Consider the following 20,952-nt stretch of genomic DNA (forward strand, 5'->3'; position numbering starts at 1 on the left):
CCGTGCACTCCCCCGCTCAGTGCCCGGTCACCAGTCGTGGACGGTGCCGTCGGCGAGGCGGTTGAACGGCAGGTAGGCCTGCTCGTATGGGTACTTGCCCGCTTCGTCGACGTCGAGCGAGACCCCGAGGCCGGGTTCGTCGCCGGGGTGGAGGTACCCGTCGGTGAAGGTGAAGGTCTGCTCGAAGACCTGGTTCGTCTTCGGTCCGTGCTGCATGTACTCCTGGATGCCGAAGTTGTGGATCGCCATCCCGAGGTGCATCTGCGCCGCGAGGCCCACCGGGGAGATGTCGGTCGGCCCGTGGAACCCGGACTTGATCTGGTACATCGCCGCGTAGTCCATCGTCTTCTTCAACGGCGTCACCCCGCCCATGTGCGTCACGGCACCGCGGACGTAGTCGATGAGCTGGTCGCGGATGATGTCCTTGAAGTCCCAGATCGTGTTGAACACCTCACCGATCGCCAGCGGCGTGGTGGTGTGCTGCCGGACCAGCTTCAGCGCTTCCTGGTTCTCCGCCGGCGTGCAGTCCTCGAGCCAGAACAGGTCGTACGGTTCCAGCGACTTGCCGAGCTTCGCGGCCTGCAGCGGCGTCATCCGGTGGTGCCCGTCGTGCAGCAGCGGCAGTTCCGGACCGAACTCGTTCCGGACGGCTTCGAACACGGTCGGCACGTGCCGGAGGTAGGCGCGGGTGTCCCAGTCCTCCATCGCGGGGAACGCTCCGCGCTGAGCGGGTTCGAAGTCGTAGCGGACGCCCGCGTTGCCCTCGGTGGTCTTGTTCGACGCGATGCCGTAGATCGACTCCAGCCCGGGCACGCCGGTCTGCACGCGGATCGAGCGGTAGCCCTCTTCCTGGTGTTCCCGGATCGAGTCGAACAGCTCCGGGAGTTCCTTGCCGGAGGCGTGCCCGTACGCCATCAGCCCGGTCCGGGAGGCACCGCCCAGCAGCTGGTAGAGCGGCATCCCGGCGACCTTGGCCTTGATGTCCCACAGCGCCATGTCGACCGACGCGATCGCGGCCATCGTGACGGGGCCCCGACGCCAGTACGAGGACCGGTAGAGGAACTGCCAGGCGTCCTCGATGCGGCTGGCATCCCGGCCGATCAGCAGCGGCACGACGTGTTCGGACAGGTACGCGGACACGGCCAGCTCACGACCGTTCAAGGTCGCGTCGCCGAGACCGGTCACACCGTCCGCGGTCGTGATCTTCAGCGTCACGAAGTTCCGGTCCGGGCTCGTGACGATGACCTCCGCCTTCTCGATCAGCTGGCCACGGTCGGCCGATGCCCAGGTGTCGGGGCGCCCTGCGGTGGCACCGGCGGTTCGGTCGTCCGTCGCACCGGGGACGGGCGTCGCGGGGTCGGTGGTGGTCATGCTGGTACTCCTTCGGAAGCGCGGGCACTGGCCGCGCGGATGCGGTCGGCAGCGGCGGTCACCGCGGCGACGACGGGGGTGGTGTCGAGGTCGGGGGCGATCACGGCGAGGACGTCGTGCACGTCCGAGCCTGCACCGGGAGCGCCCGGGTCGTTCACGAGCTCCGGCTGTGTGGTGACGTGCAACCACCAGGCGGCGATCAGCGTCGCGGCGCCGGGCCCGGTGCCGGCCGACGGGTCGCGGGCGAGGCGGCGCCGGAGCACGTCGACCACGCGGACCGGGAGTTTCTCGGAGCCACCGGAGGCGATCTGCGACAGCGTGTGCCGGATGCGGGGGTTGGCGAACCGGTCGACGAGGGCGGCGCGTGCCTCGTCGATCTCGTCGGCCGGCAGCGGGAGCTCCACGGCGGCCTCGTCCCAGAGCTGCTCCACGGCGGCACGGCAGGTCGGATCGTCCATCGCGTCGGCGACGGTCTCGTGCCCGAGCTGCAGGCCGAGGTAGGCGAGCAGGGAGTGCGAGCCGTTGAGCAGCCAGAGCTTCCGCTGCTCGTAGGGGGTGACGTCGTCCACGACGCGCGCGCCTGCGGTCTCCCACGCGGGACGCTCGATCCCGTCGAAGCGGTCCTCGATCACCCACTCGGCGAACGGCTCGGTGATGACGGGAACGCGGTCACCCGGCAGTGCTCCGTCGAGCCCGCCGAGCTCCTCGACGTCGGCGTCGGTCGTGGCCGGGGTGATCCGGTCCACCATCGAGCTCGGGAACGTCACGTGCTCGCCGATCCAGTCGCGGAGGGCATCGTCGTCCACGGCGCCGAGGACCGCGTCCCGGAGCACCGAACCGTTGTGCGTCAGGTTGTCGAGGCTCATCAGCGCGATGCGGCCGGCATCGGCTGCCCGGCGGGCGTCGAGTCCGGCGACGAGACGGGTCGGGACGTCGGACCCCGCCCGGTAGCCGTTCTCCGTGACCGTCAGGGTGACGAGCGTCGTCTCCGGTGCGGCGATCGCAGCGCGGAACGCCGCGTCGTCGCTGCCCGGGTGTGCGGCGACGATCGAGTCGACCACCGACGCGGTGTCACCGTCCGCCGCACGGGTGACGAGCGTGTACCGGCAGTCCTGCGCGGTCAGCGCGTCGGCGACGTCCGGCGATCGACCGGTGAACGCCGTGATCCCCCACGCCGCGCCGTCCGCCCGCTGGGTGTACCAGGCGAGGTGGGCGCGCGCGAACGCCCCCACCCCGACGTGCACGATCCCAGCGTGCACAGCGCCCGTGCGGCGGTCGGTCATGCCGACACCGGGGCCAGCGAGCGGAGGTACGCCAGGTTGTCCGCGGTGCGGGTCTCGAGGGGCAGGTCGGTCGAGAAGTCCTCGATGGTGACCCAGCCGTCGTAGCCGTGGGTGGCGAGGGCGGCGAAGTACTCGGAGACGGAGGCCTGGCCGGTGCGCAGCGGAGCCCACTCGTTCTGCCAGATCGAGCTGCCGTCGGCGCGGGTGTCCCCGGTGTCGACCCAGCGGGCGTTCTTGACGTGCACGTGTGCGAGGTAGGGACCGAGGAGCTCGAACGCCGCGAGGTGGTCTTCGTGGCCCTCGATGACGAGGTTGCCGAGGTCGTGGATGACCCCGACGTGCTCGGGGTCGAGGCCGTCGACGAGCCGGAGCGCTGCCGACGCCGACGGGGTGATCGTCATGTGGTGCAGTTCGACGAGCGCCTTCACGCCGAGCTCGGTCGCGCGGGACACGGCCCACTCCAGATCGGCGCGGGTCCGGTCGAAGACCTGCGTGTAGGTCTCCCCCGTCCGTTCCTTCTCCTGCCGGTACATCGGCATGCTGACGCGGACCTGGCGCGCGCCGAGTTCGCTCGTGACGCGGAGCATCGTCTCGACGCCGTCGCGGTTCGACGCCTGCTGGTAACCGCCGATCCCGGAGTACTCGAGCCCGGCCTGGTCGGTGATGCGGGCGATCTCGCCGACCTGGTCCCGGATGCCGGTGAACTGCCACGTGGACTTGTTGCCGACCCAGAACGAGCGGCCGTCCGGCACCGTGGTGCCCTCGGCGGGACGGTCGTCGACGATGCGCCACTCGATGCCGTCCCAGCCCTGCTCGGCGAGCGTGGTCGCCGCCTGCTCGGGCGTCCAGTCCGGTGTCGATGCGGTGAACACGGAGAACTTCATCGGGTGGCTCCTTCGGTTGCTGCGACGACCGGGACGACGTGGTCGTACTTGCCGTCGATCACGTCGTCGATCCGCACGGGCTGCCCGAGCGTCGCGCTGACGTACAGCCCGCGGACGGTGGCGAGCGACACCAGGGCGGCGTCGACCGTCACGCCGGGCTCCCGGCCGTCACGGATGGCCGCGACGATGTCCGCGTACTGCCGACCGTGGCCGGCGAGGAAGTGCTCGGGCTCTTGCGGGCCGCCGACCACGTGCTCGGGTGCGACGATCTCGGACTTCTGGTCGACCGCATCGGCGACTGCGGTGGCGTTCGCCGTGGTGGACGCCGACTCCAGCGTCGCGGCGTCCGGCGCGACGTGGAAGTACGCCAGCCGGTCGTCGTCGACGATGGCCGACCCGTGCGTGCCGTAGATCGCGTAGCGGGCGGAGAGTCCAGGGTAGGCCGCCGTGGTGCAGTGGATGACACCGAGGGCACCGTTGTCGAAGCGCACGGTGGCGACCGCGGTGTCCTCCACCTCGATCCGGTCGTGTGCGAGCAGGCCGACCTGGGCGGAGATCTCCACCGGGCGGCCGAGCGTCCACACGAGGAGGTCGACGGTGTGCACGCCCTGGTTCATCACCGCGCCGCCGCCGTCGAGCTCCCAGGTGCCGCGCCAGTCACCGGAGTCGTAGTAGCCCTGCGACCGGTACCAGGCGACGCTCGCCACACCGGAGGTCACGCGACCGAACCCGCCGCCGTGCGCCGCGGTCGCGACGGCCTGCGATGCGGGGTCGAACCGGTGCTGGCTGATGACGCTGACGACGAGCCCGCGGCCCTTCGCATCAGCGGCCAGGCGCGCGATCTCGCGGGCGCGGGGCATGGTCGTGTCGAGGGGCTTCTCGATGACGACGTGCTTGCCCTTCGACAGCGCTGCTTCGGCGAGCGCGACGTGCATGCCGGACGGAGAGCAGATCGCGACGACGTCGATGTCGGTCTGGGCGATCGCTTCCTCGATGGTCTCGGTGGTGAGCGGCCGGGGCGCGCCAGATGCCTCGATCTCGTCGGCGGCGCTCGTCGCCGCTGCCGGGAAGGCGTCGACGAGGGCGACGACGTCGAGGTCCGGGTTCGCAAGGGCGACACGGGCGTGGTGGCGTCCGATCACGCCGGCGCCGACGACTGCCAGCTTCAGTGGGGTGGTCATCGCAGGGTGACTCCGATCTGGTCGGTGAGCTTCCGGAGGGCTCGTCCGGCGCGGCCGAACGCGGCGGGCCCGGAGAACCCGCCGAGGGAGGTGAAGTCGCTGAGGTGCGGTTCGAGGGACGCGTACCCGGTGTACCCGGCGTCGCGCAGGGCCGTCAGGGTCTCGAGGAGTTCCCCGTCGCCTTCGCCGGCCGGCACCACCGACGAGTCGGCGGCGACGGCGTCCTTGACCTGCAGGTAGTCGACGTACGGCGCGAGCTGCGCCCAGCCGTCGGTGAAGGGCTTGACCCCGCACTGCACGTAGTTCGCGTTGTCCCAGGCCAGTCGGAGCGCCGGCGATCCGACGCTCTCGACGATGTCGAGCACGCGCGAGGGGATGTCGCCGTAGATGTCCTTCTCGTTCTCGTGGAGGAGCACGACCCCTTCGCGAGACGCGAGGTCGGCGAGCGCCCGCATCCGGGTCAGGACGGCGTCACGGACGCTCTCCGCGGTGCGGCCTTCGTAGTAGAACGAGAAGATCCGGATGTACTTCGTGCCGAGCGCGTGGGCAGCGCGGATCGCGCGGCCGAGCCGCTCGACCTCGTGCTCGACGGGCTCGTCGACGGACACCTTGCCGATCGGCGAGGCGATCGCGGAGACCGTCTGCCCACGCTCCTCGAACAGGCGGTGCAGCCCGGCGAGCTGGTCTTCGTCGAGGTCGACGACGTTCACCCCCCATGCACTGCGGACCTCGATCGCGCTCGCACCGAGCGCCTGGAGGACGGCGACCTGGATCGCGGGGTCGGCGTCGATCTCGTCGCCGAAGCCGCTGAGCTCCCAACTGGGCTGTGCGGACGTGGGCTGGGTCATTTCGTTCCCTTCATGGGGACCAGGGTGACCGACGGGGCGGACGCTCGCCGGGCCTCCAGTCAGATCTGTGGACAACGCGCGCTACTTCACCGAGCCGGCGGTCAGACCGCCGACCAGGTAGCGCTGGAAGATCAGGTAGAGCGCGACCACGGGTGCGGCGCACACGATCGAGGCGGCCATCATCTGGCCGTAGATCGGGACGGCCCCGCCCTCTTGCGCGGTGCCGAGCACCTGCAGCACGACGGCGACGGTGCGGGTGTTCGGGGTCGTCATGATCGTGGAGAACAGGACGTCGTTCCAGCCGAGCAGGAAGGCGAAGATCGCGGACACGACGATGCCGGGCCACGACAGCGGCAGCACGATCTTCGTGAGGATCTTCGTCGACGAGGCACCGTCGATGCGGGCGGCTTCCTCGAGTTCCTTCGGCAGCCCGCGGAGGTACGTCACCATCACCCACGTCGAGAACGGCAGCGCGAACGTCAGGTACGTGACGAACAGGCCCCACCGTGTGCCGATGATCTGCACACCCGTGGCGCTCGCGATGTTCGAGAAGACCACGAACACCGGCAGGAGCAGGAGCGTGCCCGGGATCGACTGCAGCGCGAGCAGACCGCGGAGGAACGTCAGGCGTCCGAGGAACCGGAACCGGACGAGCACGTAGGCGGTGGACACGGCGAGCGCGGCACTCGCGACGGCGACGGCCCCTGCGGTGAGGATGCTGTTGAGCAGTCCGGTGCCGAGGGCGACGGTGGACCAGATGTTGACGTAGTTCGCCAGGGTGAACTCGGTCGGGACGTACTCGCCGCGAGCGACCGCGACGTCCGAGTTCACCGATCCGAAGAGGATGTAGAGCACCGGGACGGCGATGAACGCGATGATGACGGCGATCACGGTGATCAGCAGCCACCGAGGGAGCAGCCGCGTGACGTCGGTGTCGTACGGGCGCTTGTGGCGCCTCGCGCCGCCCTGTGAGGTGATGCTCTCGGTGAGCGTCGCGGTCGGGCGGGTCCGGCTGGACGTGAACGCGCTCATGCTGCTGCTCCTGTCTGCTGGCGCTGCAGCCTGCGCTGCCCGCGGCTGGGACGGGCGTCGTCACCGGTGTCGAGCTGGACCGCCCGCAGGTAGACGAACAACGGGATGGCGACGATCACCAGCGAGCAGATCGCCATCGCCGCGGAGAGCCCGAAGCGGAACGACTGGAAGCTCGCGATGTACGTCAGGACCGGCATGACCTCGACGCTCGAGGGCAGCGGGATGCCGAACAGGACGAACGGCAACGTGAAGTTGTTGATGTTGTGCAGGATCGCGATGATCACCGCGAGGCTGAGCGGCCCGCGCAGGTACGGGAAGATCACGTAGCGCAGCTTGATCCACCAGGTCGCCCCGTCGAGCGACGCGGCTTCGTGGACCTCGAGGTCCACCGCCTGGAGGCCCGCCAGGCTGAGCAGGTACACGAACGGCCACGACGTCCAGACCATGACCGCGGCGAGCGCCCAGTAGGACGCCGATCCGTTGAGCCAGAGGACGTCGGTGTGGAAGATCGCGTTCACGACGCCCTGTGGCTGCAGCATCGTCCGGAAGAACGTGCCGACGACGAACGCGGGCAGCACGTACGGGATCAGGTAGATCGAGCGGACGAGGCCGCGGCCGGGGAACCGGTTCTGCGTGGAGATCGCCGCAGCGACCCCGATCGGCACGGTCACGGCGGTCACGAGCACCGCCAGGGACGCCGAGATCCAGATCGAGTGCAGGAGCGGCGAGTCGGTGATCGCCTCGGCGAAGTTCGCGAACCCGACGAACGGGGCGCTGAACCACTGGCGGAGCGTGTACTGGTCGAGGTCGAGCATCGCGATGAAGACGCCCACCAGGAGCGGTACCACGATGACGGCGAGCATGAGGACGCCGCCTGGGAGGAGCATCCAGAGCGGACGTTCCCGCTTGTACAGCGGCGTCTTGCCGTGCGGGCGGACCGGTCGGTCCGTCGTCGCGGGCGGCTTGGTCTGTGTGGCGGTCATCACAGACCTCCGTTCTTCTGACGGTTCAACGTGGACTGGGCGTCCTTCTGCGCGTCCTGCAGGCGCTTCCGGAGCTGGTCGTCGGTGACCTCGCCGCTCTTCAGCGACGGGATGGACTGCACGACGACGTCGACGAGCGACAGCTGGATGTCCGACCACGCGCCGGTGAAGGCGGTGGGCTTCGAGAGCTTCCCGGCGTCGATGATCGGTTTCAGGGTGGGTTCCTGCGCGGCGAGCTCGGCCGCGGCGGCGGCGTTCGTCGGCAGCTGGCCGAACAGCCGGTAGTACTCGAGCTGGGCCTGCTTCGAGGTCGTCTGCTTGACGAACTGGAACGACAGGTCCTGCTTCTTGCCGTAGTCGGCGACGACGAAGTTGTCGCCGGACAGGATGCTCGCGGCGTCGATCCCGTCTGCGGGACGCTCGGTCGCTCCCGGTGGCACGGTCGGCAGCAGCGCGAACTCGTACTTGCCGTCGACCTTCGTGTTCTTGAACGAGTTGATGGCGGTCGTCGTGGTCATCGGGAAGAACGCGGCCTTGCCGTCGGCGAACTGCGCGAGGGCCTGGGCGTTGTTCCATCCGATCCCCGCCTTGTCGACGACGCCGTCCTTCGTCACCCAGTCGAAGTAGGTGCGGTACGCGTCCTGCACGGCCTTGGTGTCGATCTCGGCCTTCTGCCCGTCGACGATCGTGTTGCCGGCGTTCTGGGCCATCCCCCACACGAACTTCCACGGGTCGAAGCCGTCCGCGTACGCGACCGCCATGCCGTAGTGCCCGTCACCGGTCGTGGCCTTGGCGTCCTCGGTGAGCTGGTCCCAGGTGGTCGGCATCTCCGTGATGCCGGCCTGCGCGAGGAGGTCCTTGTTGACGGCCATCACGAACGGGCGGCTGGCGAGCGGGATGCCGATCTGCTTCGAGGCGCTCGGTCCGGAGATGCCGAGCGACGCCGGGTCGAACCGGTCCTTGCCGCCGACGGCGTCCCACTGCTTCTTGCCCATCTCGACGAACGCCCCGGTGGCGTACGCGGTGGGGGTGAACGTCGTGCCGATGGCGTACACGTCGGGGCCCTGGCCGGAGATGACGCTCGTCTGGATAGCGGTGAGCTCTTCCTGTGCAGACGAGTACGTCTCCCACTGGATGTCCGCGCCCGTCGTCCGCTTGAACGCAGCGGCGGTGTCCTGCTGCCACTGCTTGCGTTCCTTGGGGTAGGTGGTGTCCGCGCCCATCATCACGCGGAGGGTGTTCGGGTCGTCGCCGCTGCCGTTCACGACCGCACACCCCTGCAGGGACAGTGCGGCGAGGGCGACCACGACCGCGGAACCGATCAGGGTCCGTCGCTTCATGGGGGTTTCCTCCTCGAGACCTCCTCCCGAGCGGCGCTGCTCGGGACGTCCACCACTGTCTCGCTGGTGGCAACATCCGGCAACCGGTTGCCACTTGTTGCCAGACCCGAATAACTTCGTGTCACCGATGCACCGTCGCACCGGGTTCACCGTTGGAGGTTGCGTGACCGAGATCGACACGTCCCGCCGGGTCACGATCCGTGACGTGGCGGATGCCACCGGGGTCGCCCCGTCCACCGTCTCCCGCGCACTGTCCCTGCCCGACCGCGTCAACCGCGCGACGCAGCAACGCATCCAGCAGGCCGCGCGGGAGCTCGGCTACGTCCCGAACTCGCAGGCCAGGGCGCTGACGTCCGGCCGGACCCGCGCGGTCGCCGTCCTGGTGTCCGACATCACGAACCCCTTCTACTTCGACGTCATCCGTGGCACGCAGCACCAGCTCGCCGCAGCAGGGTGGACGCAGTTGCTCGTCGACACCGAGGAGTCGGCCGACGCCGAGATGGCCGCGCTGAGCGCCATCTCCGCCAAGGCGGACGGTGTGGTCCTCACCGCGTCGCGACTGTCCGACACGCAGATCGCCCGCTACGCCGAACGCTTCCCGCTCGTCGTCGTCAACCGCCGTCCGAACGGCGTCCCCTCCGTGCTCATCGACACCCCGGGCGGCGTCGAGCAGGCCGTGCAGCACCTCGCATCGCTCGGACACCGCGACGTCCTCTACGTCGCAGGTCCGGACAGTTCGTGGTCGAACGAACGTCGTTGGAAGGCGCTCGTCCGCGTCGCGAAGCGGCTCGACGTCCGCGTCGCCCGCATCGGTCCGCACGCGCCGTTCGTGGACTCCGGCGCAGCCGCAGCCGACGCCGCGGTGAACGCCGGTGCCACCGCGTGCATCGCCTTCAACGACCTCATCGCCATCGGCATGCTCGGTCGACTCCGGGAACGCGGCGTCCGCGTCCCCGAGGACATGAGCATCGTCGGGTGCGACGACATCTTCGGTGCCGACTTCTGCAACCCGCCGCTCACCACGATGACCTCGCCCATCGAACGTGCCGGCCGCGTCGCGATCACGATGCTGCTCGGGCGCCTCGGCGCGATCCCGTCCGAGGAGCTCCCCGGCGAGCGCATGCGCGGTGCCGTCGCGCTGCCCACCCACCTGACCGTCCGCGAGTCCACCGGACCCGCGCCGACCACACCGCCCCCGCAGTCCGCGCAGTCCGCGCGGTCCGCGCTGTCCACGCTGTCCTCGCGAAGGAGTCGATGATGACCACTGCCGCCGTGCCCACGCTCGCGCCGCACCCCGACCGGCTGTTCCCGGCCGACCCGGCAGCCACCTCGGTGGCACGCACCGTCTACGACGCCGTCAAGGACGCGCCGATCATCTCGCCGCACGGCCACGTCGACGCGTCCATGATCGCCGCCGACGAGCCGTTCCCGGATCCGGCAGCGCTCCTCATCACGCCGGACCACTACGTGCTCCGGCTGCTGCACGCGAACGGGGTCGACCTGTCCGCGCTCGGGCGGGACCCCGGGCACACACCGGCCGGTCGGGACATCTGGCGCCAGTTGGCGACGCACTGGGACGACTTCCTCGGCACCCCGGTCCGCTACTGGTTCGAGACCGAGCTGCACGACGTCTTCGGGCTGACCGAGGCGCCGTCGACCGCGAACGCCGACGCACAGTACGACCACATCGCGTCGGCCTTGCTCGAGCCGGGCTTCCGCCCCCGCGCCCTGTTCGACTCGTTCGGCATCGAGGTGCTCGCCACCACCGACGGCCCGGCCGACGACCTCGCCGCGCACGCGCGGCTCGCCGCCGACCCGACCTTCCACGGCCGGGTGGTCCCGACGTTCCGTGCCGACGCCGTCTTCGACCCGTCCCGGTCGGACTGGAGGCTCGTGGTCGCGTCGATCGGCGAGGCCGCCGGGATCGACACGGGAACCCACGACGGGCTTCTGGCAGCATTGCGCGCGCGTCGCCAGTACTTCATCGACCACGGCGCGACGGCCACCGACACCGGGGTGCTGGACGCCGGATCGACGCCGCTGTCCGCCCCGGAACGCGAGCGCATCCACGCCGCGGCGCTCCGCGGGGACGTGTCCGCCGCGGATGCGATCGCGTACCGGCACGACATGCTCTACCGCTGGGCCGAGATGAGCGTCGAGGACGGGCTCGTCATGCAGCTCCACCCCGGCGTGATCCGGAACCACCACACGCCGACGCTCGAGCGGTTCGGACCGGACACCGGGCACGACCTGCCCGCGGTCGGCTCGTTCACCGAACCCCTCCGGCCCCTGCTCGAGTCGTTCGGCACCGCAGCGGGGTTCCACCTCGTGCTGTTCACCGTCGACGAGACCGTGTTCTCCCGTGAGATCGGGCCGCTCGCCGGCTTCTACCCCGCGGTCTACGCCGGCGCGCCGTGGTGGTTCATCGACACCCCGGCCGCGATCGGTCGGTACCGCTCCGCGATCACCGATTCGGCGTCGTTCACGAAGACCTCCGGGTTCATCGACGACACCCGGGCGTACTGCTCCATCCCCGCGCGGCACGACATGGCCCGTCGTGCCGACGCCGCCTACCTGGCGTCGCTCGTCGTCACGCACCAGATCTCGGAGGAGGACGCCGTCCACACCGCCCGCCGGATCGTGTCCGACATCCCGAAGGCCACGTTCAAGCTCTGAGCAGCCTCAGCCCGCGACGACGGCCGCCCGGACCTCGGCGAGCGCAGTCGTCATCGCGGGCTCGGCGTCGGCGGGCCAGTGGCACTCGAGCGACACCGAGCCGCGGTAGCCGCCGTCCTGCACTGCTCGGAGGAACTCCCGCCACGGCCAGTCCCCGGTACCCGGTGCCTCGCGGTCGCGGTCGGAGAGGTGCACGTGCCCGATGCGGTCGCCGTGCGCGCGGACGACGTCGAACGACTCGGACTCCGCCTGCACGTGGAACAGGTCTGCCACCACGCCGACCCCGTCGAGGGCGAACTCGTCGAGGAACCGGACCGCCTGGTCGATGGTGTGGATCAGGTTCGTCTCGGACCGGTTCAGGGGTTCCAGGACGATGCGCAGATCGTGCTCGCGTGCGGTGTCCCGTGCGACCCGGACGACGCGTGCGAACCGGGCGCGCGCGTCGGCGTCCGACATCCCCTCCGGCGCGGTCCGAGCCGTGCCCGAGCCGAACACGATCTTCGCGCCGGGTTCGGCGACCGAGGCGATGATCGGCAGCACCGCCTGGAAGTACCCGTCGACGACCGCGGGTTCACCCGTGAGGAGCGGCAGGTCCGGTGGCACGAAGAGCGCGAACGACCCGAAGCGCTCCCCGGCGTACGCCTCGTTGCGGTACCACCCGTCGTCGCCCTGCACGACGAGGTTGCCGCTGATCGAGGGCTCGACGTGATCCGCGCCCGCTCGCCGTACCGCGTCGGTCAGGTGTTCGCCGGCGACGATGCCGATCCCACTGAAGGCCATGCGTCCATCGTGCTCCCGGAACGGCGCGGTGCCGGGAGTTGCCATCCGTTGCCGTCAGCGCGGGTGAGGAGCATCAGGCCTGCCAGCCCGGGGTCGCGAGGCCGGTCTCGTAGGCGAAGACGACGAGCTGCGCACGGTCGCGGGCACCGAGCTTGATCATCGCCCGGGAGACGTGGGTCTTCGCGGTGGCGGAGCTCACGAACAGCCGCTCGGCGATCTCGGTGTTCGTGCACCCCGTGGCGACGAGGCGCATCACCTCGCGTTCACGGTCGGTCAGGACGTCGAGTTCCGGTGACAGGGAGCTGGGCTTCGCATGGGTCGCGAACGCCTCGACCAGGGAGCGTGTGGCTCGCGGCGAGAGCAACGACTCCCCCGCCACGACGGTACGGATCGCGCGCAGGAGCTCGGCGGGTTCGGTGTCCTTGACGAGGAACCCGGCCGCGCCGCCACGGATCGCGTCGAACACGTAGTCGTCCTCTTCGAAGGTTGTGAGGATCACGACGTGCACGTCGGCGAGCGCAGCATCGGCGCAGATGCGTCTGGTGGCGTCGAGCCCGTCGCTGCCCGGCATCCGGATGTCCATGAGGACGACGTCGGGCCGCTCGTGTGCGACGACCTCGACTGCGCTGTCGCCGTCGCCCGCTTCCCCGACGACGGTCATGCCCGGCTCAGCGTCCACGAGCGCGCGGAGCCCCGCCCGCACCAGGACCTGGTCATCGACGAGCACCACCCGGATCGCATCGGTCACGGTGTCTCTCCTGCCTGGTCGATGTCGGACGGCCGATCGCCGACCGGCAACCGCGCGAGCACCGTCCACCCGCCCTCGGGGGTCGGCCCGGCACGGAGGGTGCCGCCGACAGCGGTCGCTCGCTCCCGCATCCCGATGATGCCGTTGCCGGAGTGCCCGACGCCGCCGTTCGTCGCCCGCGCGCCGAGGTGGGCGTCGGGAGCGCCGGGAACGTCGGACACGGTGACCTCCACGAGCTCGGCGCCGACCTCGACGAGCACGCGCGCGGTGTGCTCCGGGACGTGCTTCATGACGTTGGTCACCGACTCCTGCACGATCCGGAACGCGTTGCGGTCGACGATCCCACCGACGCTGCCGAGATCACCGCGGACCTCGAGGCCGACGTCGATCCCGGCCGCACGAGCGCGCTCGACGAGGTCGGGGACGCGATCGAGCCCCGGCGTCGGGTTCCGTTCGGAGCTCCCAGGCTCGCCGTCGACGGACCGCAGCACGCCGAGGATCGTCCTCAGCTCGACGAGGGCCTGCCTGCTGGAGTCGCGGATGTTCGTCAGCGAGTCCCTGGTCTGTTCCGGGAGCGCGTTCCCGAGGTGCAGCGCCACACCGGCCTGGAGGTTGATGAGCGACATGCTGTGCGCCACGGAGTCGTGGAGCTCCCGGGCGATCCGCACGCGTTCGTCGTCCGCCCGGGCCCGGTCCGCGGCTGCTCGGGCACGGCGGGCCTCTGCCACGCGGGCGACACGGACGCGCACGAGTTCGGTGATCGCGATCGTCGCGGTGAGCCATGCGAGGCACAGCGTCATCGTCGTCACGGTCGGGAACGACGCACGACCGGTGAGCGTGTCGGCAGTGGGCAGCACGACCTGCGCGATGCCGGCCGCGAGGTAGACCGGGACCCGGTTGCCGCGGAACCACGCGTTCGCGATCGCCATCGTCAGCGCCGCGACGAACGGGCCCCTCGGGCTCACGACGAGGGCGTACCCGATCGTGGTGGCGAGGGTGACCGCCAGGACCGACAGCGGCCAGCGGTACCGGAACGGCAGCGCCACGACGCCGGCGACGAGCAGCGCCACCGCGAGCGGCCCGAGGACGATCGGGTCGAACGCCGCGCCCCCTGCGCTGTGCCGGGCCCATGGCGGGCCGGTCCCGTCCGCGGGACCGCCCGACCACCGGGAGGCCACGAGGGTGCCCACGATCTGCACGACGGCGACCGGGATCACCCGGCCGACCCGCGCGAAGCGTCGTCGACCCGGCCAGCGGGTGTCGGCGCCGCGGAGTTCGGAGGTCATGTGGTCGAGCCTATGGTCGGTCGCCGAGCCGGGCATCCCGCGGGAGCGGGACCTGTGGACTACTCCCCCGGGAGTAGTCGGCTGGTGAGGAGGGGGTGCACTACGACTGCGGGAGCAGGCGGAAGTGGGGCTGCTGGATGGACGCGTGACGAGCCTCCCGACCGGAGCCTTGGAGGGTCGCAACCGCGGCACCGCAATCGACCCAGGAGGTCCCCATGCTCACCACCCTCGCGACGGCCGCACCGTACTGGCACGGCGGCGGATTCCCGTTCTTCGTCTTCCCCGCGTTCTTCTTCCTCGCGTTCCTCGTCGTCTTCCTGGTGTTCGGGGTGTTCCGGCGCGGGAGCTGGCGAGCACTCTCGGACGCGCGGTCGGTGCTCGCCGACCGGTTCGCCCGCGGCGAGATCGGCGCTGAGGAGTACCGCGCACGCCGCTCCGAGCTGAGCCGGAAGTAGCGAGTTCCTCCACCGCACGGGTGCCGGTGAACACTGTCCACAGGTTGCCGTAACACCCGTGCGGTCCCAGGTCCCGGTCCGTAAGTTGGGGCCGGAACGTCAGGACAAAGGAGACTCACGTGGCAGACAGCAACGCACAGGCCAACATCGGTGTCATCGGCCTCGCGGTCATGGGATCGAACCTCGCGCGCAACCTCGCTTCGCGCGAAGGGAACACCGTCGCGGTCTACAACCGCACCTACGCCCGCACCGAAGAGCTCCTGAAGGAGCACGGCGACGCCGGCTTCATCGCGTCCGAGGACATCGACGGCTTCGTCGCGTCGCTCTCGAAGCCCCGCACCGCGATCATCATGGTGCAGGCCGGCAAGGGCACCGACGCCGTCATCGAACAGCTCGCCGAGCGCTTCGAGCCCGGTGACATCATCGTCGACGGCGGCAACGCGAACTTCCACGACACCATCCGTCGCGAGCACGACCTCCGCGAGAAGGACCTCAACTTCGTCGGCACGGGCATCTCGGGCGGTGAAGAGGGCGCGCTGAAGGGACCGTCGATCATGCCCGGCGGCTCGAAGGAGGCCTGGGAGACGCTCGGCCCGATCCTGAAGTCGATCGCCGCCGTCGCCGAGGGCGAGCCCTGCGTGACGCACATCGGCACGGACGGCGCCGGGCACTTCGTGAAGATGGTGCACAACGGCATCGAGTACGCCGACATGCAGCTGATCGCCGAGTCCTACGACCTGCTCCGCCGCGCCGGTGGGCTCTCGGTCGAGGACCTCGTGCAGGTGTTCGACGAGTGGAACAAGGGCGACCTCGAGTCGTACCTGATCGAGATCACCGGTGAGATCCTCAAGCAGCGCGACGCCGACACCGGCAAGCCGCTCGTCGACGTCATCCGTGACGAGGCGGGCTCGAAGGGCACCGGCGTCTGGACCGTGCAGAACGCCGTCGGGCTCGGGATCCCCGTCTCCGGCATCGGCGAAGCGGTGTTCGCCCGCGCGGTGTCGTCGAAGCCGGCGCAGCGTGCGGCGGTCCAGGCCTCCGTGACGTCCCGGCCGGACATCACCGAGGTGCCTGACACGTTCGCCGACGACGTGCGCGCAGCGCTGTACGCGTCGAAGGTCGTCGCGTACGCGCAGGGCTTCGACCTCATCATCGCCGGTGCCAAGGAGTACGGCTGGGACATCGACCTCGGCAACGTCGCGAAGATCTGGCGCGGGGGATGCATCATCCGCGCCCAGTTCCTCAACCGCATCGTCGAGGCGTACGACAAGAACCCCTCGCTCGAGTCGCTGCTCGTCGACCCGTACTTCGCGAACGCCGTGGCCGAGGGCGAAGCCGCCTGGCGCCGCATCGTCGGGATCGCTGCCGCGTCGGGGATCCCGGCGCCGGGGTTCTCGTCCGCGCTGTCGTACTTCGACTCGCTCGCGTCCGACCGGCTGCCCGCCGCGCTCATCCAGGGACAGCGCGACTTCTTCGGGGCGCACACCTACCAGCGCATCGACAAGGACGGCACCTTCCACACGCTGTGGTCCGACGACGACCGCCGCGAGGTCGAACAGGAACCGTCCACGCACTGATCGGCACCGAACACCGAACGGGCCCCGCCACACGGCGGGGCCCGTTCGTGCGTGCATGGGCCGGACGCGGGCGCGGTGCGCGGTGCGCGGGGCGCGGCGTCGCGGTGCGCGGGTCGCGGGGCGCGGGGCGCGAAAGCGACAGTCTGCGCCGAACGTTCCGCGGCAGGGTGTCGCTTTCGCAGAACAAACGGCCAGCAGCCGCAGCAGGCTGTCGCTTTCGCGGAACGAGCCGCCGGCAGCCGCGCACGGACCGCCAGCAGCCGCAGCACAAGGCGCGGCCCGACCGCCCGCCCGCTCAGGCGACGATGCGCTCCCGCGCCAGCTCCGCGAGCAGCCGCTCGAGCTTCGGCCCGCGTCCGAGCAACCGCCGCGACCCGGGTGCCGTCCGGACGTGGAACGTCGCGACCGCGATCGTGTCGTCCGGTCGGACGTAGTGCATTGCGACGGCGCAGGCGCCGCGGTCGCCCGGCGCCGGCACGTCCTCGAGCCCGACGTGCATCACCCGGCTCCAGCGGATCACGAGCAGCCGGGTCGCACGTCGCTCGTCGAGCTCCCACAGCGACGCCTCGGTCGCACCGAAGGCCCACGTCACGCGTGACCCGAGGGTGATCTCGGACCGATCGCCCTCGACCATCGCACGGAGTTCAGCGGTGGGAGCCGCCGGCACGAGCCACACGGTGGGGTCGATGCGACGGATCGCGAGTGCGAGCGACTCGTCCTCGCGCCGCCGCCGGAGGCCCTGCATCCTGAGCACTCCCGCCAGGATCACCCCGACCCCGAAGACGATGACGGCGATCTCGGCGATGCCGAACGCGGTGAGGTCGGCTTCCGGACTCCGTGCGACGACGATGATCCGCGCAATGAGCAACGCGGCCCAGACGGCGACGATGACCCAGCGGACGGCCGCGAGGCGACGGCCGGGTGTCATGGGCCGGCGGGCACGTCCGTTCCGCGGGACGCGGTCGGGTCGGCTCAGCACGTGTCGATCCTCGCACGGCAGCGCGGGGAACCCCACCGGAGGACGCTGAACGCACGGCAACCTCGTCGGTCCTGCCCGTTCACAGCCCGGCAGACCTAGCATCGGGTCGTGCCCACCAGCCGATCCCCGATGCGGCCGCGATTGCTGGCCGCGGCCGTCGGCGTCGTCGCCGCGCTCGCCTTCCTCGGTGCCGCCGAACTCGGCGCCCTCGTGCTCGGCGGAGCCGGCAGTCCGCTCGTGGCGGTGGGCTCCGCGGTCATCGACCTCGCGCCGGCCGGTGCGAAGGACCTCATGGTCAGCCTGTTCGGCACCGGCGACAAGGTCGCGCTCTTCGCGCTGATGGGCGTGCTGATGGTCGCGATCTCGGCTGCGGCGGGCGTCCTCGAACGCGCGCGTCCGCCGTTCGGAGCACTCGTGTTCGCGGCCGGCGGCGCCCTGTCGCTGCTGGCGGTGACGACCCGGTCGGGCTCCGGCATGTGGGACGGTGCGCCGACCGTGCTCGGTGTTGCCGCCGCGGTGATCGTCCTCCGGCTCGTGATGGCCCGGCTCCGGCGGTGGGAGTTCGCCGCGGCGACACCCACCCGCTCCGAGGCGCCCCTCCCAGAGCGCCGGGCGTTCATCGTCTGGTCGGTCACGGCCGGGGCCCTCGCCCTCGTCGTCGGGACCGGTGCACGGATCGGTTCCGCAACGATGCAGCGGGCCGCAGCGATCCGGCGTGCGGTGCACCTGCCCGCTCCGGTGAACACGTCGCCGACGGTGCCGTCTGGCGCCTCGCTCGACGTCGCGGGGATCACGCCCTACGTCACGCCCAACGCCGACTTCTACCGGATCGACACCGCGCTCCGCGTGCCCTCGATCGACCCCGCCGGCTGGAGCCTCCGCATCCACGGCGCCGTCGAGGAAGAGGTGACCCTGACGTGGGACGAACTGCTCGCACTGCCGCTCGAGGAGCACATGGCGACGATGAGCTGTGTCTCGAACGAGGTCGGCGGCGACCTCATCGGCAACGCCCTGTGGCTCGGGTACCCGATCCGCGAGCTGCTCGCGCGTGCGAAGCCGACCGGTGACGCGGACATGGTGCTCTCCCGGAGCATCGACGGGTTCACCGCCGGCACCCCGCTCGACGTCCTGCAGGACGACGGCACGGACGCACTGCTCGCGGTCGGGATGAACGGCGAGCCGCTGCCCGCCGAGCACGGGTTCCCGGTCCGGATGGTCGTCCCGGGCCTCTTCGGGTACGTGTCCGCGACGAAGTGGGTCGTCGAGATGGAGGTGACCCGGTTCGCCGACGCGCAGGGCTACTGGACGCCCCGTGGGTGGTCGGAGCGCGGACCGGTCAAACTCGAGTCCCGGATCGACACCCCCGCGAACGGCAGCACCGTCACGGTCGGCGACCGGGTCGCGATCGCCGGCGTCGCGTGGCAGCCGCACACCGGGGTCAAGGCCGTGCAGGTGCAGATCGGCGACGGCGACTGGCAGGACGCCGAGCTCGCCGACTCGGTGTCCGCCGACACGTGGCGGCAGTGGGTCTACCGCTGGACCGCGACCGCCGGGGACCACCGGGTGCAGATCCGCGCCGTCAGCGCGGACGGCGAGGTGCAGACGAGCGTCCAGCGGCCGCCGGCCCCGAACGGGGCGACCGGCTGGGACTCGATCACGCTGACGGCACGCTGACCGGACACGGCGCGGTCCGGACCGCATCAGCCGGGAGGCTCGGTGCACGTCAGGCGGGGTCGGCTCGCCACCACGCAGGTCCCGTCCACCGCGTCGTCCCGCTCGATGCGCGTCGCGAACCCGGCGTCGGCGAAGGCCGCCGCTGACGCGGCGGACTGCAGCTCGGACACCTCGATGACAACGGTGCCGCCGGGACGCAGCCACTCCCCCGCCCCCGCAGCGATCCGGCGGTGCAGGTCCAGGCCGTCCGGACCGCCGTCGAGCGCCACGCGGTGCTCGTGCTCACGGGCCTCGGACGGCATGGTCGCGATGACGTCGGTCGGGACGTACGGCGCGTTCACCGCGATCACGTCGACCGCCCCGCGGAACCGGCCGGGCAGGGCGTCGAACAGGTCCCCGGCGACGACGATGCCGCGGTCGCCGATGTTCTCCGCCGCGACGTCGACCGCGTCCGGGTCGATGTCGGACGCGACGAGGTCGAGCGCACCGACCCGTTCGAGCAGCGCGACGCCGATGGCTCCGGCGCCGCAGCACAGGTCGACCACGCGGTCGTAGCGGTGCAGCAGCGCAGCGGCCTGCGACACCACGACGGTCGTCCGGGCGCGGGGCACGAACACACCGGGGGTCACCCGGATCCGGTGCCCGTCGAAGGCAGCCCAGCCGAGGACGTACTCGAGCGGTTCTCCGGCGAGCCGACGCTGCACGAGCGTGCGGAGTCGGGCGGCGTCACCGTCTCCGGCGTCGAGCAGCAGGTCGGCTTCGTCCTCGGCGAAGACGCTCCCCGCCGCCCGGAGCCGAGCGGCGAGGGCGTCCCGCGCGGGGTGGATCAGGCGGCTCCGTCGAACATCGAGGTGACCGACCCGTCGTCGAAGACCTCGTGGATGGCGCGGGCGAGGAGCGGGGCGATCGGCAGGATCTCGAGGCGGTCCCAGCGCTTCTCCACCGGGACGGGCAGCGTGTCCGTGACGACGACGCGGTCGATGAACTCGCTCTGCAGGAGTTCGGTCGCCGGGTCCGAGAACACGGCGTGGGTCGCGGCGACGACGACGCCGATCGCCCCAGCGGCCTTGAGCGCCTCTGCGGCCTTCGCGATCGTCCGACCGGTGTCGATGAGGTCGTCGACGAGCAGACACCAGCGGCCGGAGACGTCACCGACGATCTCGTGCACGGTGACCTGGTTCGGGACGAGCGGGTCGCGGCGCTTGTGGATGATGGCGAGCGGGGCGCCGAGCTTCTCGGACCAGATGTCGGCGACGCGGACGCGGCCCATGTCCGGCGAGACGACCGTCAGCGTCGACGGGTCGAGGATCTCCTTGAAGCGCTCGAGCAGCACCGGCATCGCGAACAGGTGGTCGACGGGTCCGTCGAAGAAGCCCTGGATCTGCGCGGCGTGCAGGTCGACGCTCATGATGCGGTGCGCGCCAGCGGCCTTGAACAGGTCGGCGACGAGTCGGGCCGAGATCGGCTCGCGGCCACGGCCCTTCTTGTCCTGGCGGGCGTACGGGTAGAACGGCGCGACGACCGTGATGCGCTTCGCCGAGGCACGCTTCAGTGCGTCGACGATGATGAGCTGCTCCATGAGCCACTCGTTGATGGGCGCGGTGTGCGACTGGATGACGAACGCGTCGCAGCCGCGGACGGACTCGTCGAACCGGACGTACAGCTCACCGTTCGCGAAGGTGCGGGCATCGGTGGGGACCAGGTCGACGCCGAGTTCTTCCGCGATCTCCGCCGAGAGCTCCGGGTGTGCTCGTCCCGAGACGAGGACGAGTCGTTTCTGGCCGGTTGCCTTGATTCCGGACAAGTGCCGTGCTCACTCCCTGACCCAGCAGGGCCGTGTGTGTCGAGGGTCCGA

General features: G+C 70.6%; 19 protein-coding genes. 5 read left to right on the plus strand and 14 right to left on the minus strand.

The window, feature by feature from the left end; genetic code table 11:
* Positions 1-27 precede the first annotated feature (27 nt).
* The 8 genes from manD to ACEN9V_RS06665 all read right to left on the minus strand — a co-directional run bounded on the left by manD (position 28) and on the right by ACEN9V_RS06665 (position 8,922).
* Positions 28-1,371 (minus strand): D-mannonate dehydratase ManD, encoded by a 1,344-nt coding sequence (manD, locus tag ACEN9V_RS06630; protein ID WP_413602623.1) that lies wholly within the window; start codon positions 1,369-1,371, stop codon positions 28-30.
* Positions 1,368-2,654, minus strand: a complete 1,287-nt coding sequence (locus tag ACEN9V_RS06635; RefSeq protein WP_413602624.1) for a mannitol dehydrogenase family protein — start codon at positions 2,652-2,654, stop codon at positions 1,368-1,370. The genes manD and ACEN9V_RS06635 overlap by 4 nt, the downstream gene beginning before the upstream one ends.
* Positions 2,651-3,538 carry a sugar phosphate isomerase/epimerase family protein gene (locus ACEN9V_RS06640; protein ID WP_413602625.1) on the minus strand — a complete coding sequence of 296 codons (888 nt, stop codon included), beginning with the start codon at positions 3,536-3,538 and terminating at the stop codon, positions 2,651-2,653. The genes ACEN9V_RS06635 and ACEN9V_RS06640 overlap by 4 nt, the downstream gene beginning before the upstream one ends.
* Complete coding sequence (locus tag ACEN9V_RS06645; RefSeq protein WP_413602626.1) at positions 3,535-4,719, minus strand: Gfo/Idh/MocA family protein; 1,185 nt, start codon at positions 4,717-4,719, stop codon at positions 3,535-3,537. Before ACEN9V_RS06645 ends, ACEN9V_RS06640 begins: the two co-directional genes overlap by 4 nt.
* A complete protein-coding gene (locus tag ACEN9V_RS06650; protein WP_413602627.1) occupies positions 4,716-5,567 on the minus strand; it encodes a sugar phosphate isomerase/epimerase family protein in 852 nt (283 codons plus the stop codon). Before ACEN9V_RS06650 ends, ACEN9V_RS06645 begins: the two co-directional genes overlap by 4 nt.
* Before the next feature lie 81 nt (positions 5,568-5,648).
* Positions 5,649-6,599: a carbohydrate ABC transporter permease gene (locus tag ACEN9V_RS06655; RefSeq protein WP_413602628.1), complete on the minus strand. Its 951-nt coding sequence runs from the start codon at positions 6,597-6,599 to the stop codon at positions 5,649-5,651.
* Positions 6,596-7,582, minus strand: coding sequence for a carbohydrate ABC transporter permease (locus tag ACEN9V_RS06660; protein WP_413602629.1), 987 nt, complete (start codon positions 7,580-7,582; stop codon positions 6,596-6,598). The genes ACEN9V_RS06655 and ACEN9V_RS06660 overlap by 4 nt, the downstream gene beginning before the upstream one ends.
* Positions 7,582-8,922 carry an ABC transporter substrate-binding protein gene (locus ACEN9V_RS06665; protein WP_413602630.1) on the minus strand — a complete coding sequence of 447 codons (1,341 nt, stop codon included), beginning with the start codon at positions 8,920-8,922 and terminating at the stop codon, positions 7,582-7,584. The genes ACEN9V_RS06660 and ACEN9V_RS06665 overlap by 1 nt, the downstream gene beginning before the upstream one ends.
* A 127-nt stretch (positions 8,923-9,049) precedes the next feature.
* On the opposite strand from ACEN9V_RS06665, the gene ACEN9V_RS06670 reads away from it, so the two are divergent.
* Positions 9,050-10,180 (plus strand): LacI family DNA-binding transcriptional regulator, encoded by a 1,131-nt coding sequence (locus tag ACEN9V_RS06670; RefSeq protein WP_413602631.1) that lies wholly within the window; start codon positions 9,050-9,052, stop codon positions 10,178-10,180.
* The gene (gene uxaC, locus ACEN9V_RS06675; protein ID WP_413602632.1) at positions 10,180-11,598 is read left to right on the plus strand and encodes a glucuronate isomerase; all 1,419 of its coding nucleotides are present in this window, start codon (positions 10,180-10,182) and stop codon (positions 11,596-11,598) included. The genes ACEN9V_RS06670 and uxaC overlap by 1 nt, the downstream gene beginning before the upstream one ends.
* A gap of 6 nt (positions 11,599-11,604) precedes the next feature.
* On the opposite strand, the gene ACEN9V_RS06680 is transcribed toward uxaC, so the two are convergent.
* From ACEN9V_RS06680 to ACEN9V_RS06690, 3 genes are all read right to left on the minus strand, one after another.
* Complete coding sequence (locus ACEN9V_RS06680) at positions 11,605-12,378, minus strand: sugar phosphate isomerase/epimerase family protein (protein ID WP_413602633.1); 774 nt, start codon at positions 12,376-12,378, stop codon at positions 11,605-11,607.
* A gap of 73 nt (positions 12,379-12,451) precedes the next feature.
* The gene (locus ACEN9V_RS06685) at positions 12,452-13,126 is read right to left on the minus strand and encodes a response regulator (RefSeq protein WP_402728999.1); all 675 of its coding nucleotides are present in this window, start codon (positions 13,124-13,126) and stop codon (positions 12,452-12,454) included.
* Positions 13,123-14,412 (minus strand): sensor histidine kinase, encoded by a 1,290-nt coding sequence (locus ACEN9V_RS06690; RefSeq protein ID WP_413602634.1) that lies wholly within the window; start codon positions 14,410-14,412, stop codon positions 13,123-13,125. Before ACEN9V_RS06690 ends, ACEN9V_RS06685 begins: the two co-directional genes overlap by 4 nt.
* Before the next feature lie 215 nt (positions 14,413-14,627).
* Here ACEN9V_RS06690 and ACEN9V_RS06695 point away from each other — a divergent pair, with 215 nt between their 5' ends.
* Entirely contained in the window at positions 14,628-14,867 is a 240-nt protein-coding gene (locus ACEN9V_RS06695; RefSeq protein WP_413602635.1) for an SHOCT domain-containing protein, read from the plus strand.
* 119 nt (positions 14,868-14,986) lie between these two features.
* Positions 14,987-16,444 (plus strand): NADP-dependent phosphogluconate dehydrogenase, encoded by a 1,458-nt coding sequence (gene gndA / locus ACEN9V_RS06700; protein ID WP_413602636.1) that lies wholly within the window; start codon positions 14,987-14,989, stop codon positions 16,442-16,444.
* Positions 16,445-16,739: 295 nt separating this feature from the next.
* Here the strand turns inward: gndA and ACEN9V_RS06705 are convergent, their stop codons facing one another.
* A complete protein-coding gene (locus ACEN9V_RS06705; RefSeq protein ID WP_413602637.1) occupies positions 16,740-17,423 on the minus strand; it encodes a hypothetical protein in 684 nt (227 codons plus the stop codon).
* A gap of 108 nt (positions 17,424-17,531) precedes the next feature.
* On the opposite strand from ACEN9V_RS06705, the gene ACEN9V_RS06710 reads away from it, so the two are divergent.
* The gene (locus ACEN9V_RS06710; RefSeq protein WP_413602638.1) at positions 17,532-19,097 is read left to right on the plus strand and encodes a molybdopterin-dependent oxidoreductase; all 1,566 of its coding nucleotides are present in this window, start codon (positions 17,532-17,534) and stop codon (positions 19,095-19,097) included.
* Between the two features lie 26 nt (positions 19,098-19,123).
* On the opposite strand, the gene ACEN9V_RS06715 is transcribed toward ACEN9V_RS06710, so the two are convergent.
* Positions 19,124-19,924, minus strand: coding sequence for a putative protein N(5)-glutamine methyltransferase (locus tag ACEN9V_RS06715; RefSeq protein ID WP_413603039.1), 801 nt, complete (start codon positions 19,922-19,924; stop codon positions 19,124-19,126).
* Positions 19,924-20,901, minus strand: coding sequence for a ribose-phosphate diphosphokinase (locus tag ACEN9V_RS06720; protein ID WP_281267087.1), 978 nt, complete (start codon positions 20,899-20,901; stop codon positions 19,924-19,926). The genes ACEN9V_RS06715 and ACEN9V_RS06720 overlap by 1 nt, the downstream gene beginning before the upstream one ends.
* Between the last annotated feature and the right edge of the window lie 51 nt (positions 20,902-20,952).

The organism is Curtobacterium sp. Curtsp57 (assembly GCF_047324335.1).
Taxonomy (GTDB): domain Bacteria; phylum Actinomycetota; class Actinomycetes; order Actinomycetales; family Microbacteriaceae; genus Curtobacterium.